Annotated in this window: 15 protein-coding genes; 9 read left to right on the forward strand and 6 right to left on the reverse strand. The window is 31.5% G+C overall.

Features of this window, described 5'->3' with window-relative positions:
- Positions 1–120 precede the first annotated feature (120 nt).
- On the forward strand, positions 121–2,100 hold the full coding sequence (gene dnaG / locus BMX42_RS12135) for a DNA primase (protein ID WP_091314672.1): 1,980 nt from the start codon (positions 121–123) through the stop codon (positions 2,098–2,100).
- 87 nt (positions 2,101–2,187) lie between these two features.
- Here the strand turns inward: dnaG and BMX42_RS12140 are convergent, their stop codons facing one another.
- Positions 2,188–2,817, reverse strand: coding sequence for a response regulator transcription factor (locus BMX42_RS12140; protein WP_091314676.1), 630 nt, complete (start codon positions 2,815–2,817; stop codon positions 2,188–2,190).
- Between the two features lie 75 nt (positions 2,818–2,892).
- The gene (nadE, locus tag BMX42_RS12145) at positions 2,893–3,720 is read right to left on the reverse strand and encodes an NAD(+) synthase (RefSeq protein WP_091314679.1); all 828 of its coding nucleotides are present in this window, start codon (positions 3,718–3,720) and stop codon (positions 2,893–2,895) included.
- A 79-nt stretch (positions 3,721–3,799) separates the two neighbouring features.
- Between nadE and gldB the strand changes: the two genes are divergently transcribed.
- Positions 3,800–4,759, forward strand: a complete 960-nt coding sequence (gene gldB, locus BMX42_RS12150; RefSeq protein WP_091314681.1) for a gliding motility lipoprotein GldB — start codon at positions 3,800–3,802, stop codon at positions 4,757–4,759.
- A gap of 57 nt (positions 4,760–4,816) precedes the next feature.
- Positions 4,817–5,146: a gliding motility protein GldC gene (gldC, locus tag BMX42_RS12155; RefSeq protein ID WP_091314685.1), complete on the forward strand. Its 330-nt coding sequence runs from the start codon at positions 4,817–4,819 to the stop codon at positions 5,144–5,146.
- A 28-nt stretch (positions 5,147–5,174) separates the two neighbouring features.
- Here gldC and BMX42_RS12160 read toward each other — a convergent pair whose 3' ends face one another.
- Positions 5,175–6,443 (reverse strand): acetyl-CoA hydrolase/transferase family protein, encoded by a 1,269-nt coding sequence (locus BMX42_RS12160; RefSeq protein ID WP_091314688.1) that lies wholly within the window; start codon positions 6,441–6,443, stop codon positions 5,175–5,177.
- Between the two features lie 123 nt (positions 6,444–6,566).
- On the opposite strand from BMX42_RS12160, the gene map reads away from it, so the two are divergent.
- The 5 genes from map to pruA all read left to right on the forward strand — a co-directional run bounded on the left by map (position 6,567) and on the right by pruA (position 11,685).
- Complete coding sequence (gene map, locus BMX42_RS12165; protein WP_091314691.1) at positions 6,567–7,385, forward strand: type I methionyl aminopeptidase; 819 nt, start codon at positions 6,567–6,569, stop codon at positions 7,383–7,385.
- A gap of 70 nt (positions 7,386–7,455) precedes the next feature.
- Positions 7,456–8,226 (forward strand): class I SAM-dependent methyltransferase, encoded by a 771-nt coding sequence (locus BMX42_RS12170; RefSeq protein WP_091314695.1) that lies wholly within the window; start codon positions 7,456–7,458, stop codon positions 8,224–8,226.
- Positions 8,227–8,275: 49 nt separating this feature from the next.
- Positions 8,276–9,517, forward strand: a complete 1,242-nt coding sequence (locus tag BMX42_RS12175; protein WP_091314698.1) for a type IX secretion system plug protein — start codon at positions 8,276–8,278, stop codon at positions 9,515–9,517.
- Positions 9,518–9,568: 51 nt separating this feature from the next.
- Positions 9,569–9,955 (forward strand): Co2+/Mg2+ efflux protein ApaG, encoded by a 387-nt coding sequence (gene apaG / locus BMX42_RS12180; RefSeq protein WP_091314702.1) that lies wholly within the window; start codon positions 9,569–9,571, stop codon positions 9,953–9,955.
- Between the two features lie 104 nt (positions 9,956–10,059).
- Positions 10,060–11,685, forward strand: a complete 1,626-nt coding sequence (gene pruA / locus BMX42_RS12185; RefSeq protein WP_091314706.1) for an L-glutamate gamma-semialdehyde dehydrogenase — start codon at positions 10,060–10,062, stop codon at positions 11,683–11,685.
- Positions 11,686–11,742: 57 nt separating this feature from the next.
- Here the strand turns inward: pruA and BMX42_RS12190 are convergent, their stop codons facing one another.
- The 3 genes from BMX42_RS12190 to sppA form a co-directional block, all read right to left on the reverse strand.
- Positions 11,743–12,021 carry a hypothetical protein gene (locus BMX42_RS12190; protein WP_091314709.1) on the reverse strand — a complete coding sequence of 93 codons (279 nt, stop codon included), beginning with the start codon at positions 12,019–12,021 and terminating at the stop codon, positions 11,743–11,745.
- Positions 12,022–12,035: 14 nt separating this feature from the next.
- The gene (locus BMX42_RS12195) at positions 12,036–14,615 is read right to left on the reverse strand and encodes an AsmA-like C-terminal region-containing protein (RefSeq protein WP_091314712.1); all 2,580 of its coding nucleotides are present in this window, start codon (positions 14,613–14,615) and stop codon (positions 12,036–12,038) included.
- A 135-nt stretch (positions 14,616–14,750) separates the two neighbouring features.
- Positions 14,751–16,523 (reverse strand): signal peptide peptidase SppA, encoded by a 1,773-nt coding sequence (gene sppA, locus BMX42_RS12200; protein ID WP_091314716.1) that lies wholly within the window; start codon positions 16,521–16,523, stop codon positions 14,751–14,753.
- 208 nt (positions 16,524–16,731) lie between these two features.
- Here sppA and folK point away from each other — a divergent pair, with 208 nt between their 5' ends.
- Positions 16,732–17,868 (forward strand): 2-amino-4-hydroxy-6-hydroxymethyldihydropteridine diphosphokinase, encoded by a 1,137-nt coding sequence (gene folK / locus BMX42_RS12205; protein WP_091314719.1) that lies wholly within the window; start codon positions 16,732–16,734, stop codon positions 17,866–17,868.
- The last annotated feature ends 11 nt before the right edge of the window (positions 17,869–17,879 follow it).

Raw genomic sequence — 17,879 nt, forward strand, 5'->3', positions numbered from 1 at the left:
AACTTCAAAATTCATTATTGATTGTTCGTTATTCAAAATTTTAAACTTGGAATTTTCAACTTGGAATTTTGAATATAGAAATTTAATTTCTTTGTATATTAGCCGACCAAAACATCAACATTGATATCAAAAGAAACCATAGAAAAAGTATTTGACCAAGCTCGTGTAGAGGAAGTCATTGGCGATTTCGTACAACTAAAACGTTCAGGAAGTAATATGAAAGGACTTTCTCCGTTTGTGAACGAAAAATCGCCTTCGTTTATGGTATCTCCAGTGAAACAAATTTGGAAAGATTTTAGTTCGGGAAAAGGTGGCAACTCCGTGACTTTCTTAATGGAACACGAACATTTTACGTATCCGGAAGCCATAAAATATTTGGCCAACAAATACGGAATTGAAGTGGAAGAAACTATTGTTACCAATGAAGATTTAGAACAAGCCAACGAAAAAGAAAGTATGTATTTGGTTTCGGAATTTGCCCGAGATTATTTTCATAAAACGATGTTGAATACAGATGAAGGTCAAGCTATTGGTTTATCGTATTTTAAAGAACGTGGTTTTTCAAAAGGCACAATAGAAAAATTTCAACTTGGTTATTCTCCAGATTCTTGGGACGCATTTACAAAAGAAGCCTTAGGAAAAGCTTATAAATTAGAATATTTAGAAAAAACTGGTTTAACCATCGTCAAACAAGAAGACGGAAAAACATTTGACCGATTCAAAGGTCGTGTCATGTTCCCAATTCAAAGTATGAGCGGTAGAGTTTTAGGTTTTGGTGGAAGAATTTTAACCAACGACAAAAAAGCAGCCAAATATTTAAATTCGCCAGAAAGCGAAATCTATCATAAAAGTAAAGTTCTTTACGGAATTTTTCAAGCAAAGCAATCGATTGCCAAACTAGACAATTGTTATTTGGTAGAAGGTTATACCGATGTAATTCAGTTCAATCAAAGTGGAATTGAAAACGTGGTAGCTTCTTCTGGAACGGCTTTAACGCCAGACCAAATTCGTTTAGTAAACAGATTAACCAATAATATTACCGTTCTTTTTGATGGTGATGCGGCGGGTTTACGCGCTTCTATTCGTGGTATCGATTTAATTCTGGAAGCTGGAATGAACGTAAAAGTTTGTAGTTTTCCTGACGGAGAAGATCCAGATAGTTTCGCGAAAAACAATTCGTACGAGGTTCTAAAACAATATTTAGACGAAAATTCGAAAGATTTTATTCAGTTTAAAGCCGATTTATTAGTTAAAGAAGCCAATAACGATCCGATAAAAAAAGCCGAATTAATTAGAGATATGGTTGTCAGTATTTCTAAAATTTCGGATTTCATAAAACGTGAAATTTACATTAAGGAATGTTCTCGTATCATGGATATTACGGAAGACGTGATTCGTAGTACATTAGCACAAATAGAGAAAAAAGACGTTTCAGACGCGAATAAAAAATTCACTGAAGAGAAAAAAGCATTCGAAGTTCATAAAAATAATGAACAGTTACAACCAGAAAAAATTGATAGTCAGTATATTTTCGAACAAAAAATTATTGAAATTTTATTGACTAACGGTTTAAAATCGGAAACGTTCACAGAAATTTTTCAAGCGGAAGACGAAACGGGAAATTTAGTCGATATTAAAGAAATAAATTCTTATAAAATTTACGAAAAAATATATTTGGCACTTCATGAAGATGAAATTGAATTGTCTAATCCTGTTTTCAAGAATATTTATACGGATATTATCAATTATTACAATCAGAATTTAGAATTTGAGATTGATAAATACATTTCGGAAACTACACCTGAAATTACAGATAAAATCACATCAATACTAATGTTAGAAGAACGCGATTCTTTACACAAATGGCATTTAAGAAAAATTGTTGTGGAAGATAAAGACATCAATTTAGAGCAAAATGTTTCTGAAACTATTTTATCTTACCGGTTTTTATTAATAGATAAAATGATTGCGGAAAATATGAAAAATATTTCGCCAGATGTGACTGTTGATAATTCAGAAATTTTATCTAATAGCAAGGATTTAATCACGTTAAGAAATGTAATTGCTAAAAACTTAGGTCGCGTTTTGGTACGATTTTAAAACGAAAACATCAGATACAGCAAAGCGAGTCGAAATATAAAACACACTTCGACTCTACTCTTTCTTACTGTCAGATTTTTTAAACCCTTAAATAATCTCTAACTGTTTTGCCTTGTTGATTAAATCCAATAAATTAGTTACACTTAATTTTTGGAGTAAACGTAATTTGTAGGTACTAATAGTTTTTTCATCTAAACCTAGTATTTTAGCGACTTCTTTGTTTTTTCGACCTTCGCTAAAATAGCGCAAAACCTCAATTTCTCTTGTAGATAATTTTTTAAATAAGCGTTCTGATTTTTTAGTTTTATTTAAAATCTCAATTGCTTTTCTAACTTCTGAACTGAAAACAAATTCTCCATTATTTACACGGATAATTGTGTTTTCTAATTCATCTAACTCAATGTTTTTTGACACATAACCTTTGACACCAGATTTTATAGCTGGTGGCGCATACAACGTATCAGAAACATTCGTAAAAAAAATCACATTCAACTTTGGGGTTTCTTGCAACAGTTTCTTAATTTTTAAAATACTATTTAGCCCTGATAATTCCGCATCTAAAATCACACAATCAACTGGAGAAGCTTCAATTTTTCGTAATAAATCATCATAATTTGAAACGACTTCTTCAATCTTAATCGTAGAACTATTTTTAAAATAGGTTTGTATTCCCAGGTGTACCACCGGAGAATTATCTGCTAAACAAACTGTAATCATACTACTATCTTTTTAAAATGTTAGCAATAATTTTATTACACAAAATTAGCGAAAATTTTTCTAAAAAAGTACTATTTATCTGATTATAAATTCTTTCGGAATTTCACAAACCGGAATAGGTTTCATTTTATGTTGGTTGATCTTATTTCGTTGCGAATAAATCCTAAAAACTTCCGCTTGTCTTCCTTCAAAATCTTCAGCAACTTTTCCTTTATCCTTTTCTAACATCGCCCATTCTAATTCGTCATAACTCGCTCCTAATTGGTCTTCATCACTTCTATCACCACCTAATGCAGCATCAGTAAACAAACCATCAGTTGGTTTCGCAACTAAAATACTTTCAGGAACACCTACAAATTTAGCAAGTTGTCTTACTTCACTTTTCATTAAATCGGCAATCGGACTCACATCTACTCCACCATCACCATATTTTGTATAAAATCCAACACCAAAATCTTCCACTTTATTTCCTGTTCCTGCAACCAAAAAGCCATGAATTCCTGCCAAATAATACAAAGTTGTCATTCTCAAACGAGCTCTTGTATTGGCTAAAGCTAAAAACAATACTTCTTCTTTTTCACAAGTTGGCACACTATTTTTAAACGTTTCAAAACTTGGCGTTAAATCAACCCTATCGTTAAATACGTTAGGAAAACGTTTTTTCAATTGATTAATATGTTCATTAGCTCGATTCACATGACTTTCCGCTTGGTGAATTGGCATTTCCACACACAAAACAGGAAAACCCGTTTGTGCACACAAAGTTGAAGTTAGCGCGCTATCAATCCCGCCAGAAATTCCAATTACAAAACCTTTTACGCCAGAATTCTCCGCATATGTTTTCAACCAATTCACAATATGAGCGTTAATTCCTTCTAAATTTAACGTTGTTTTATTTGACATAATTTTAATAAATAATTTAGGTATATAATTATATATTTGCAGTTCAATAATTTTTGATAAAAATAGTAAATTTCATACGATGAAAAAATTAATCTTTTTACTTATTTCAGGATGCTTCTTCATTCAATGCAAAAAAAATGATGCTGTTGAAATTGTGGACGTCAAAAAATCAGTAGATTTAAATATAGAACGTTTCGATAAATTATATGCCAAAGCAACTGTTAAAACGCTACCCGATTTAAAAAACCAATATCCGTTTTTATTTCCAAAACAGTTTCCAGATTCTATTTGGTATGCAAAAATTAGCGACCCAATTTTTAAAGAATTAAACGTGGAAGTTGAAAAACAATTTCCTGATAATAAAAAATTTGAAGACGGTTTAGAAATGATGGTTTCTCGTGTAAAGCATTATTTTCCAGATGAAAAAACGCCAAGAGTAATTACCTTAGTAAATGAAGTTTTAATTGACAAGAAGGCCTTTTACACCAATGATTTGATCTTAATTTCTTTAGATACGTATTTAGGGAAAAATCATAAGTTTTATGAGCCTTTTGCAGAATATCAAAAAGCAAATTTAGAACCAAATCAAATATTACCTGATTTAGTGACTAATTTTGCCTTCAGAAAAATTGTCCCTTCACAAGACAAAACATTAATTAGTGAAATGATTTATTTTGGGAAATTACACTATTTAAAAGACTTACTAATTCCAGAAGTTCCAAATTATCAGAAAATTGGATATACAGAAATGCAAGAAAAATTCTGTATCGAAAACGAATCGCAAATGTGGAGTTATTTAGTAAATGAAAAATTACTATACGATAATAACATTAAAAACTACCAACGTTTTATTGAAGACGGACCATTTACAAAATTTTATTTGGACATCGATAGAGAATCACCTGGTAGAGTTGGACAATGGTTAGGTTGGCAAATTGTAAAAAGTTATATAGAAAATAACGATGTTACTTTAGACGAACTTTTAAAAACAGAACCAACTGTAATATTTAACAAATCAGGTTATAAGCCTAAAAAATAATTTTCGATTTACGATTTACAATTAAAAATTTACGATTAAAAACTATAAAACACAAACATGAGCAAAACATCTGAAATAAAAGTAAATATAGAATTAGACCAAAACAATGTGCCTGAAAAATTAACTTGGTCAGCACAAGACGGCGGTGTAAATAATGAAGAAGCAAAAACCGTTTTATTATCTATTTGGGATGCGAAAGCGAAAGAAACACTTCGTATCGACTTATGGACAAAAGACATGCCAGTTGATGAAATGAAAATCTTTTTTCACCAAACATTAGTAGCCATGACAGATACCTTTCAACGTGCGACTGGCGATGAAAAAATGGCTGGAGCAATGACAGATTTCTGTGATTATTTTGCCGAAAAATTAGAATTAAAGAAATAAAAAAAATCTCCCGATTGGGAGATTTTTTTTATTTAATCATATCAAAATACCCTTTTTCAACCGCTTCTTGATGATTGGGATGTGCAATTTTTACCATTTCATTTACACGTTGCTTTAACGTTTTTCCGTATAAATTCGCAATTCCATTTTCAGTAATAATATATTGAACATGAGAACGAGTGGTTACTACTCCAGCGCCTTGTTTTAAATATGGAACAATTCTGCTTTCGCCTTTTTTGGTTATTGATGGTAATGCAATAATTGCTTTTCCACCATCGCTTAAAGACGCACCTCTAATAAAATCCATCTGACCTCCTACTCCAGAATACATTTTTGCTCCAATTGAATCGGCACAAACTTGTCCGGTAACATCAACTTCAATAGCAGAATTAATAGCAATCATTTTTGGGTTTTTTCTAATAATTGCCGTGTCATTTACTAATGAAGATTCTTTCATTTCAATAAATGGATTGTCGTTTACAAAATCGTATAATCTTTTCGAACCAATAAGAAAAGTAGCCAAAGCTCTTCCTCTTGAAGTACCTTTATAATTACAATTAATGACATCGTTTTCAATTAAATCAATTACACCATCGGAAAACATTTCAGTATGTAAACCTAAATCTTTATGATTTTTTAATTTACTCAAAGCCGCATTCGGAATAGAGCCAATTCCCATTTGCAACGTACTTTTATTCTCTATTAAAGAAGCTACATATTCACCAATTTTTTCTTCTTCCGCAGAAAAACTACATACTTCGTGAGCGAAAATAGGCACATCAACTTCTACCAAATAATTAATTTCAGAGACGTGTAAAATTCCATCTCCAAAAGTTCTTGGCATATTTTTATTGACTTGAGCGATCACTATTTTTGCGTTTTCAATCGCAGCGATACTCGCTTCAACTGACACACCTAAAGAACAATATCCGTGACTATCTGGTGGTGAAACATGAATAAAAACTACATCTAACACCACAACTTTTTTCCGAAACAACAAAGGCAATTCACTCAAGAAAACTGGCGTATAAGAACCATTTCCTGCTTTTAACGTGTGGCGTACATTCGCACCAATAAAAAAAGAATTCACATGAAAACTTGCTGCTAATTCCGGATTAGCATACGGAGCTTCACCTTCTGTATGCAAATGACAAATTTCTACATCTCTTAATTCATTAGCTCTTTCTGCAAGTGCTTTAGTTAAAATTGTTGGAGTAGCCGCCGCTGCTTGAACATAAATTCTATCACCTGACTTCACAACTTGTACAGCTTCCGCTGCAGTAACATATTTACTCATACCTGATTTTTACACAAAATTACTAGCCAAATTATGCTTAAAATATGACAAAACTCATACTTCTTCATAAAGATAAAAATTATTGAAAGAATATTGTATTTTTGCAATCTCAATTTCAAGAAGATGATTATAATAAAAACCGCAGAAGAAATAGAATTGATGCGCGAAAGTGCTCTGATTGTTTCTAAAACTTTAGGAATGATTGCGAAGGAAATTAAACCAGGAGTTACTACATTATATTTAGATAAATTAGCAGAAACATTCATCCGTGATCATGGTGCTGAGCCAGCATTTTTAGGTATGTATGGATTTCCTAATTCATTATGTATGAGTCCGAATACGCAAGTGGTTCACGGAATCCCAAACAATGTTCCTTTACAAGATGGTGATATCATTTCTGTAGATTGCGGAACGCTTAAAAATGGTTTTTACGGAGATCACGCCTATACTTTTGAAGTTGGCGAAGTAGCTGAAGAAACTAAAAAATTATTACAAGTTACCAAAGAATCTTTATACGCAGGAATTAGAGAAACTAAAGCAGGTAATCGTGTGGAAGATATCGGATATGCGATTCAAACGTATTGTGAAAGTCGTGGTTATGGTGTCGTTCGTGAATTATGTGGTCATGGTTTAGGAAGAAAAATGCACGAAGATCCAGAAGTGGCGAATTACGGAAAACGCGGTAGAGGAAAAAAATTAGTCAACGGTATGGTAATTGCCATTGAACCTATGATTAATTTAGGAACCAAAAACATAATACAACATAAAGACGGTTGGACAATTACAACTGCGGATAACAAACCTTCTGCTCACTTTGAACATGATGTAGCTATCGTAAATGGAAAACCAGAATTACTTTCTACTTTCGCTTATATTTATGAAGCGCTAGGAATTGTGAGTAACGAAGAAGATGGATTAAGAAGCGTACCGTTAGTTTTATAAAAATCAACAAGTATATTATAAACCCTTCAAGAGTTTGAAACTCGTGAAGGGTTCAACATAAAAATAAAAAATGAAAAGAATTTTCAAATTTATCCTAAATACCATTCCGCGTCCTATCTTAATTAGATTGAGTATTGTGGCACGTCCTATTATTGCATTCTTATTAAAAGGAAATAAATTCACCGACCCAATTGATGGAAATAGCTTCCGAATGTTTTTACCTTACGGATACGGAACACAAAGAAATAATGTGTTATCACCAAGTACTTTATCTTTAGAAAGACATCGTTTATTATGGTTGTATCTTCAAAATGAAACAAACTTTTTCACTTCAACAGAAAAAATTAAAGTATTGCATTTCGCACCAGAACAAGAGTTTTACAAACGTTTTAAAAAACAAGCGAATTTAGATTACACCACTACCGATTTACTTTCGCCATTGGCAGATGTAAAAGCAGACATTTGTAATTTACCTTTTCAAGATAATACGTATGATATGATTTTGTGTAATCACGTTTTAGAACACATTCCAGATGATACTAAAGCAATGCAAGAATTATATCGAGTAATGAAACCTGGCGGAATGGGGATATTCCAAATTCCTCAAGATTTAAAAAGAGACATTACTTTTTCAGATGATTCAATTACCGATCAAAAAGAACGTGCTAAAATTTTTGGACAATACGATCACGTTCGTGTGTATGGAAGAGATTATTTCGACAAATTAAGAAGTATTGGTTTCCGTGTAGAAGAAGTGGATTACACCAACACCATTCCAACTGATTTAGTAGAAAAATATTGTTTAGCTAAAGGAGAAATTATTCCTGTGGTTTATAAATAGTTGTTTTTGGCATAGTTTTTATATCTTTATAAAATTGAAAACCTAATTTATGAAGAATTTATTTCGAATCATTACACTATTACTAAGTACATTCGTCTTTTCTCAAGAGAAAGAAGTAGCTCCGCCATATAATATTAAAACGGTTTCTTTTTCTCAAAATGTAAATAATACGATTCCTTTTTTTAGATTAGGTGAAAATTTCGATTTACAATTTGACGATTTATACGGAAACGAAGCCGATTACTATTATACAATTGAACAATATAATTACGATTGGACACCAAGTCAATTACTAAAAAACGAATATTTAAATGGCTTAGACAATCAGCGTATTCAAAACTATCAGAACTCGTTAAATTGCTTGCAAATCTATTCACATTATACCTTAAGTTTCCCAAATAAGTTCAATCAGATTACTAAAAGCGGGAATTATATCGTGAAAATTTTCGATGATGAACAAGAAATTGTTTTCTCTAAAAAATTCATTCTTTATGAAGACAACACATCTGTAGGAATTACCATCAGACGTTCTCGTGATATGGAAACACTGTATCAAAAACAAAACATTGAGTTTTTCATCGACTACAAAGACAAACCATTACAAAATCCGAAAGAAAATATTAAAGTTTCCATTTATCAAAACGGTAAATTCAGCAATGCCATTCATAATATTAAACCGCAATATACCATTGGCACACAAATGATTTACAGATACAATAAAGAAACACAATTTTGGGCTGGAAATGAGTTTTTAAATTTCGAAAATAAAAACATTCGTGGTACAACAAACTCGGTTTTTAAAGTTACAACTGGCGATATTTATAATTCGTATTTATACACTAACGAAGCTCGAAAAAATAAAATTTACACCTATTTTCCAGACATCAACGGAAACTTTTTCGTCAATAATTTAAATTCTACACAAAACACTATAGAAGCAGATTATTCTTGGGTGTATTTTAGTTTACTTTCCGATGTAAATCCGCTAGAAAAATCGGTTTATGTTACTGGAATGTTTAATAATTATCAGATTTCAGACGAATTTAAAATGGAATATAACCAAGAAACTAAATTATTTGAAAAACCAATATTATTAAAACAAGGATTTACCAATTACCAGTATACTTTAGTTGATAAAAACGGTAAAATTGACGAACAAAATGCCATTGATGGGAACTTCTATCAAACTGAAAATGAATACATTGTTTTAGTTTATTATAAAGGTGGCGCAGAACGTTACGACAGAATTATCGGAATTGGAAGAGCAAATAGCACAGAGATAAAAAATTAACATTTAGTTTTATTTATTTTTCAGTAACTTTGATTTAACTAAAAACAGAAGATGGTTACTCAAATCACAAGTGGTATAAAAATTTCGGTTGCAACTCGTTTCGAGGGCACTTATTATAAAGAATATAAAATGCTTTATGCATTTTCTTATGAAATTACCATAGAAAATTTGAGCACAGATATTGTACAATTACAAGCGCGTCATTGGGAAATTCTCGATTCTTTAAACTTTACCGAAATGGTAGATGGTGAAGGCGTGGTTGGACAAACTCCAATTATTATTCCTGGCGATAAATACGTCTATTCTTCTGGTTGCATGTTGCATTCAACAATTGGTGCGATGCATGGTTTCTATACGATGCTAAACTTTACAACTTCTGAAAACTTTGAAGTTAAAATTCCTACTTTTAAACTTAGTGTTCCTTTTGCGATAAGTTAAAATTATTTATTTTAGAATTCAATTTATCCTTTGTACTTTTGTACTAGTTTTTAGCACATAGCTGAATATCTTAAAAACACGTCTAACAAATAACAAACTAAATAATGTTAAAAGGATTTTTTAATATACCAAAAGCGGTAAACGAGCCTGTTAAAGGTTACGCACCAAATTCTCCAGAAAAAACAAGAGTTTTAGAAGCTTACAAAGCGATGTGGAATACGAAAATTGATGTGCCTTTATATATTGGTTCAGAAGAAATTTTCACTGGAAATACTAAAAATATGTCGGCGCCACATGATCACCAACACATTGTTGGAACGTATCATTTAGCTGAAAAATCTCATGTAGAAAAAGCTATTGCTAATGCTTTAGAAAGCAGAACAAAATGGGCTAATATGGCTTGGGAACAACGTGCAGCTATCTTTTTAAAAGCAGCTGAATTAATCGCTGGACCATACAGAGCAAAAATAAATGCAGCAACAATGATTGCGCAATCTAAAACCATTCACCAAGCAGAAATTGATGCGTCTTGTGAATTAATCGACTTCTTACGTTTCAACGTAGAGTTTATGACTCAAATTTACGCAGATCAACCGGCATCAAACTCAGATATGTGGAACAGAGTTGAATACAGACCTTTAGAAGGTTTTGTTTATGCGGTTACGCCTTTCAACTTTACAGCAATTGCAGCAAATTTACCTGCAAGTGCGGCATTAATGGGTAACGTTGTAGTTTGGAAACCAAGTGATAGTCAAGTATTTTCTGCAAAAATCATTATTGATGTTTTCAAAGAAGCTGGAGTTCCTGATGGTGTAATTAATGTTGTTTTTGGTGATCCTGTTATGATTACGGATACGGTTTTAGCATCACCTGATTTCGCTGGAATTCACTATACTGGTTCAACATTTATCTTCAAAGAAATTTGGAAAAAAATTGGAGAAAACATTCACAATTATAAAACTTACCCAAGAATCGTAGGTGAAACTGGTGGAAAAGATTTCATTATCGCTCACCCATCAGCAAACGTAAAACAAGTTACAACAGCTATCACTCGTGGTGCTTTTGAATTCCAAGGTCAGAAATGTTCAGCAGCCTCAAGAGCTTATATTCCTCAAAGTTTATGGCCAGCAGTTAAAGAACAATTGATTGCAGATGTTGCAACAATGAAAATGGGTTCACCAGAAGATTTTTCAAACTTCATTACAGCAGTTATTCACGAAGGTTCATTTAATAAATTAGCTGGTTTTATTGACCAAGCTAAAAAAGATGCGGATGCAGAAATTATTATTGGTGGAAACTATGATAAATCTAAAGGTTACTTTATTGAGCCAACAGTTATCGTAACAACAAACCCAAAATATGCGACAATGGAAACAGAACTTTTCGGACCAGTTATTACAATTTATGTATACGAAGATGCGAAATGGTCTGAAACATTAACTTTAGTAGATCAAACTTCTGAATACGCATTAACTGGAGCTGTTTTAAGTACAGATCGTTATGCAATTGAAGAAGCAACTGTAGCTTTACAAAATGCTGCTGGAAACTTCTATATCAACGACAAACCAACTGGTGCTGTTGTAGGTATGCAACCATTTGGTGGAGCAAGAGCTTCAGGAACAAATGACAAAGCAGGTTCTGCACAAAACTTATTACGTTGGGTTTCTCCAAGAACAATTAAAGAAACTTTTGTTACACCAGAACATTATAGCTATCCATTTTTAGGATAATCTTTAATTATCAGATATAAAAAATGCCAAGTGAGAACTTGGCATTTTTTTATGTAATTAATTTCGGCTTTTAATGAAACAAATAATATTATAAACGCTAATACCCAGCCAAGCGATAAGTAATATAATTCCAACAGGAATAGTTACTAAACAAAGCCATCCAAAACTCATAAAAACACTATTTCCTTCATGAACTCGTTCTCCTGTAACAATACCTTCAAAATAGCTTCCAACGAAAGCTAAAATAACTGGAAAAAAAGCAACTAAAGCCAATAAAATAATTCCTAATACTATTTTATAAAAGTCTTTAAATTGATGAATAAAAATTAATTTCATTTTTGAGAAATTAACTATTCTTTTTTCTTCTTACCAAATAAACCTTTAATTCCATCTTTTATAGCACCACCAACTTGCTCTTTTGGAGTTGTTGTAGTTTTTGTAGAATCGGTTGGTTTTTTTCCTCCAATAATATTAGACAATGCCCCAGTTCCTTGACTTAACAACTTGTCTTTTTGCATTTTTACTAATTGTGTCGTCAAGTTTTTAGTCGCACTTTGTAAATCGGTTGTAATTTTTGGCGATTTGAAAGTTCCGTTCATTAATGCATTTACTGGAATACTTTCAATTTTCTTAGCGTCAGCTGGAGTTAGTTTCGCAATTAAGTTATTCACATCTTTTCCTAAATATTTAGTAGGAACATCAAACTTTAAGTCGTATTTCATACTTTGGTCAAAGCCATGAGAACCTGCAATTTGAACAGAAATGTCTTTATGTTTTAAGGTAAATGGTTTTACCGAAACTTTTCCATTATCAAAAGTTAATGCCGCTTTTACATCTTTCAAATTAATATCTTTTAAATCTAAGAATGTAGCTTTACTACTTAATTCTGATAATAAAGTTGATTTGTTTTTATTTAATGAACCTTGTAAAATACTCGCAAATAAATCTCCTGAAATACTTTTGATATCTGGCATCATACTTTGCGTTAAATTACCATTTAATTTAATAGTAGAATTCATTTTACCACTAATTACATCAGCAATTGGAGTAATCGCTTTCAATGTATTTAACATAGAAAAAGTTTGGCTAATATCAACCGTATTTAATCCTAAATCCATATCGAAAGTTGGAATTTTTCCTTTAGTTGAAACCAATCCGTTTAAACCAATTTTCCCACCAAAAACATCCATTGTTAAACCTTTCAAGTTTACGGCTTGGTCGCGAATAATTAATGTTCCCGCAACATTTTTCAGATTTAAATTATCGTAAATTACGGTTGTTGCTTTTGCAGTTAAAGTACAATCTAAGAAACTTGGAATTTTAACTTGTTCTGTAGTTTTCTTTCCTTCATCATTAGTTGTTGTCGTTGGCGCCATAAAATCGGACACCGCAAAAAGAGAAGAATTTAAGTTGAAATTCCCTTTTAAGATTTGATTTTTAAACAAAAATCCATAGAAATTATCTAAACTTCCTGAAACATTTATATCCGATTTTCCTGTTTTCGCTTGTAATTTATTCAAGTTAATTCGAGTTGGATTAAATGATACATCGGCAACAGCTACACTAACTGGTTTTGCCATTTCTGGTCCAGCATAATTGAATCCTGTTAAGTTGATATTTCCAGAATTTTTAATGTTTTGATACTGACTTGTTTCAACCGATTTCATATCGAAAGCTGTTTTTACATCTGCTCTTAAAATTCCATTTAGTGGTTTATCTAATTTTACAGGGTACGCTTTTGAAACATTCGCTAAATTAATTACACCTTTTAAAGCGGCATCAACATTCGGATTTTCAGCTAAGTTTTTCACATGAGCACTTGCATTAAAAACATCTTGATCAATAGCAAAAGACAACTTATCTAAATCAACGAAAGTGTCATTCATTAAACCTGTTTCGTTCACAATATGCGTGTCAATATGAATATTCTTAACCGATTTTGGTAAGTCTTTATATTTGAAAGAAGCGTTGTTTGACAACATTTCTATATTAAAAGTAGGAACAGTTGTATCGGTTAAATCACCTTTTACTTTTCCTTTTACTTCAAATTTTCCAGTCGTTTCAACATCTGCTAAATTTCCAGCATATTGAGCAGGAATTAAGCCTAAAAAGTTTTTAAAATCTGAAGATGGTGTGTTGAAAGTTAAATCGTACACCTGACCTTTTTCAACCATTTGAATAAATCCATTGAAATTTAATGGCAATTGATTGATTAAAGCTTTATTTTCTTTGAACGTGTATTTACTATTTTTCAAATCGATTCCTAAAACGGCATCCAAAGAAATTTTTACGTTACGCATAAAATTACTTTTATCCATATCGAAAGTTAAGTTGGCTGTTGTTTTCGTATCTAAATCTAAAACATCTTGTTCAAAATTTCCAGTTCCTTCATGATTGATACTATCTAAAACCATTTTCATTTTGGAAGCTTCATCTTTATAAGTGAATTTTAAATTTTCCACTTCATAATTCTGAATGCTTAACGCGAAAGGTTTTTCTTTTTTATCAGTTTCTTTTTCGTCGGTTTTTAAGGCAATATCATAATTACCAACACCGTCTTTATTGAAAAGTATATTTAATTTTGTGTTTTCTGTACTAATAGATTCGATTTTCATTGGTTCTTTTTCACCATTGAATAATTCCATCATACTCATTTTTAAGCTGATTTTATCTGAATATACTAACGTATCACCTTCAAATGGCGCTTTGTTAATGATACTCATTTTATCTAAAGTTACATTGGCTTGTGGAAAACTTTTAAATAAGTTTAAACTTACATCTTCCAAACCAACTTTAGCATTTACATTTTTATTTATGGTTTCAACAATTTTTGCTTTGATTTTATCTTTAAACAAAAAAGGTACTGCCGCTAAAACAATTACAAGTGATAGCAACGTAATTCCCGACCATTTTAAAACTTTTTTCAACATATGAATGAATTTTTGAATATTTTTTTTAATAACTACAAAGTTAGTACCAAAGTACAAAAACTTAACCAAATTATTGTTAAAAAAAAACGCCAAACTTATTAAGAATGGCGTTTTTGTATTAGTTTTTATTAGTTTTTACAAACTCAAATCGAAAGGCATAAGCATTTGCACGCCTTTTCTGTTTTGCATTTCTTTCATTTTTTTAAGCAAACTATAATTTTCTTCACCTAATTCTTCTTTCATTATTGTTTCCTTAGATTTATAAATACTTGCACCAGCTAATCCTTCTAAAAACTCATTGAAGTTTTTCTTGTATTCTGGATAGTTTTCTGTTCTGAAACTCTTTGTTTTTCCTAAACTAGCAGCGTGAGCAATAGCTGCATCTAAATTTCCTATTTTATCTACTAAGCCATTTTTAATCGCATCCGAACCTGTCCAAACTCTACCTTGTGCAATAGCATCCACTTGATCGAAAGTCATTTTTCTTCCTACTGCAACTCTATTCACAAACGTCTTATAAATTTGATCAACACCTTCTAAAGCAAATGTTTTGTATTCTTCAGAAATTGGTTCAAAAACACTATAACCGATTGCGTTTTTGTGTGTTTGTACTTGTTCTGCATTTACTCCATATTTTGTAGCAAATCCGTGCGCATTTGGCATCATTCCAAACACTCCAATTGAACCCGTAATTGTTGTTGGTTCTGCAAAAATGGTATTCGCATTACAAGCAATGTAATATCCGCCAGAAGCTGCTAAATTACCCATTGAAACCACAACTGGTTTTACTTTTTTAGTCAATTCAATTTCTCTCCAAATTAACTCTGAAACCAAAGCACTTCCACCTGGACTATCAATACGAAGTACAATTGCTTTAACATCTTCGTCTTCTCTTGCTTCTTTCAAAGAACGATTTATTGAACCTTCTCCAATATAATCTACATCACCTTCTCCACCTCTAATTTCTCCTTGTGCATAAATAACCGCAATAATATCATCTTTAGTAAAATCTTCAGATTTTGTAGATGAATGATCAACGTAATCTGTAATAGAAATTGATTCCACATCTTCGTCTTCTTTTACTTTCAATTTGGTTTTCAACATATCATTGAACTCATCTTCATAAGCCACCTTATCCACCAATTTTTGTTGTAATGCCATTTGTGGTGTTCTTGCTAATAATCCATCAGCAATTACATTTAATTGAGCCACAGAAATGTTTCTGTTTTTTGCAATATCTTTTACGATGGTTTGCCAAACCGATTGCAATAAAACAGTCACTTGCTCTCTGTTTTCTGGACTAATTTCTTGAGCTAAGTAAGGTTCCACTGCACTTTTAAACTTTCCATGACGAATGATTTCCATTTTTAAACCCGTTTGATCTTGGAAATTTTTAAAGAATAACAATTCCGTACCTAAACCTTTAAAATCAACTTCTCCAGCAGGATTTAAATATACCGCATCTGCAATTGAACTGATATAATATTCTTTTTGGGAAAAAATATTAGCATACGCATATACAAACTTCTTCGATTTTTTAAAATCTTCTAGTTTGTCTCTCAATTCTTTACTTTGAGCTAAACCTAAACTAGATTGATTATTTACAAGTGTAATTCCCTTAATTTTATCATCTGTTTTTGCCGCATCAATAGCTTTTAAAACTTCAACAAAACCAACTTTGTCCTTATCTAACATTAAAGAACTAAACGGACTATCCGATTCGTATTTCCCAGCATAATCGAATTTAATTTTCGCTAAATCTAACTGAATAACCGAATTATCTTTCAATTTTACCTTATCCTCACCACTTCCTAATAATGCGCCAAGTCCAATCAATAAGAAAAAACTAAGCAACATAAATAAAAATATTCCTACAACTGTAGCAAAAACGCTCTTAAAAAAATTCATAATTATTATTTTATATACTGATAAGTAGCTTTTTGAGTGAATTTGTTACATGTTCATAAAAAAATATTTTTTGTAAAGTATAAGTCTAAAATTGTTTGTTAATTTGCCTTTACATGAAATCGCTAATTAAGAACAATTTGTTGAAAACAAAATCAAATGAAGGTAAAGCGATAACATTTGTCATTTTAAAAACAATTATTATCTTCAAATGAAATCACAAAACACAATTATACTTTCTTTAGGTACAAATATGGGTCACAAATTGGAAAATTTGCTAACCTGCATAGATGCCATTCATCATACTATTGCTACAACAATTAAAGTTTCAAAAGTCTACGAAACACCAGCTTGGGGATTTGATGGCGAAGCATTTTATAATTGTGCGGTGAAAATTCATACCTATAAATCGGCCCCAAAAATATTGAGTCAGATTTTAAAATTAGAAAAAGAATTAGGTCGAGTTAGAAGTCATTCTGGAAATTACGAATCGAGAAAAATTGACATTGATATCATTTCATTTAACGATGAAATTATTGAATCTGAAAACCTAAACATTCCACATATTCACTTACATAATAGAAAATTTGTTTTGTTTCCTTTGCGAGATGTTGCTCCGAAATGGAATCATCCAAAATTGAATAAATCTATTTCTGAACTGATTCTTTCTTGTGAAGATGAATCTGAAATTACAGAAATCGGACAGTTAAAAAATCCAATAGAAAATTTAGATTTCCAACAACTGAATTACATTGCTATTGAAGGAAATATTGGCGCTGGAAAAACCACCTTAGCCACAAAAATTGCAGAAGATTGTAATGCTAAAACCGTTTTAGAACGTTTTGCAGATAATCCGTTTTTACCCAAATTTTATAAAGATCAAAGCAGATATGCTTTTCCGTTAGAAATGTCTTTTTTAGCCGATCGATACCAACAATTATCAGATGATTTGGCCCAATTTGATTTGTTTAAAGATTTTGTGGTGGCTGATTATCATATATTTAAATCGATTATTTTTGCAAAAGTTACGTTGCAAGAAGACGAATTTCGTTTATACAAAACCATGTTTGACATCATGTATAAAGAAATGCCAAAACCCGATTTATATGTGTATTTGTATCAAAACACCGAGCGTTTATTGGCCAATATCAAAAAACGTGGAAGAAATTACGAGCAAGAAATTCCTGCAGAATATTTAGAAAAAATCAATCGTGGTTATTTAGATTACATCAAATCGCAAGCCGATTTAAACGTCTTAATTATTGATATTTCCGATTTAGATTTCGTTAAAAAACAGAACGATTACGTTTTTATTTTGAATGAGATTAAAAAGAAAATAGAGAATTAGCACTTTTTGTG

Source organism: Flavobacterium terrigena (assembly GCF_900108955.1).
GTDB lineage: Bacteria > Bacteroidota > Bacteroidia > Flavobacteriales > Flavobacteriaceae > Flavobacterium > Flavobacterium terrigena.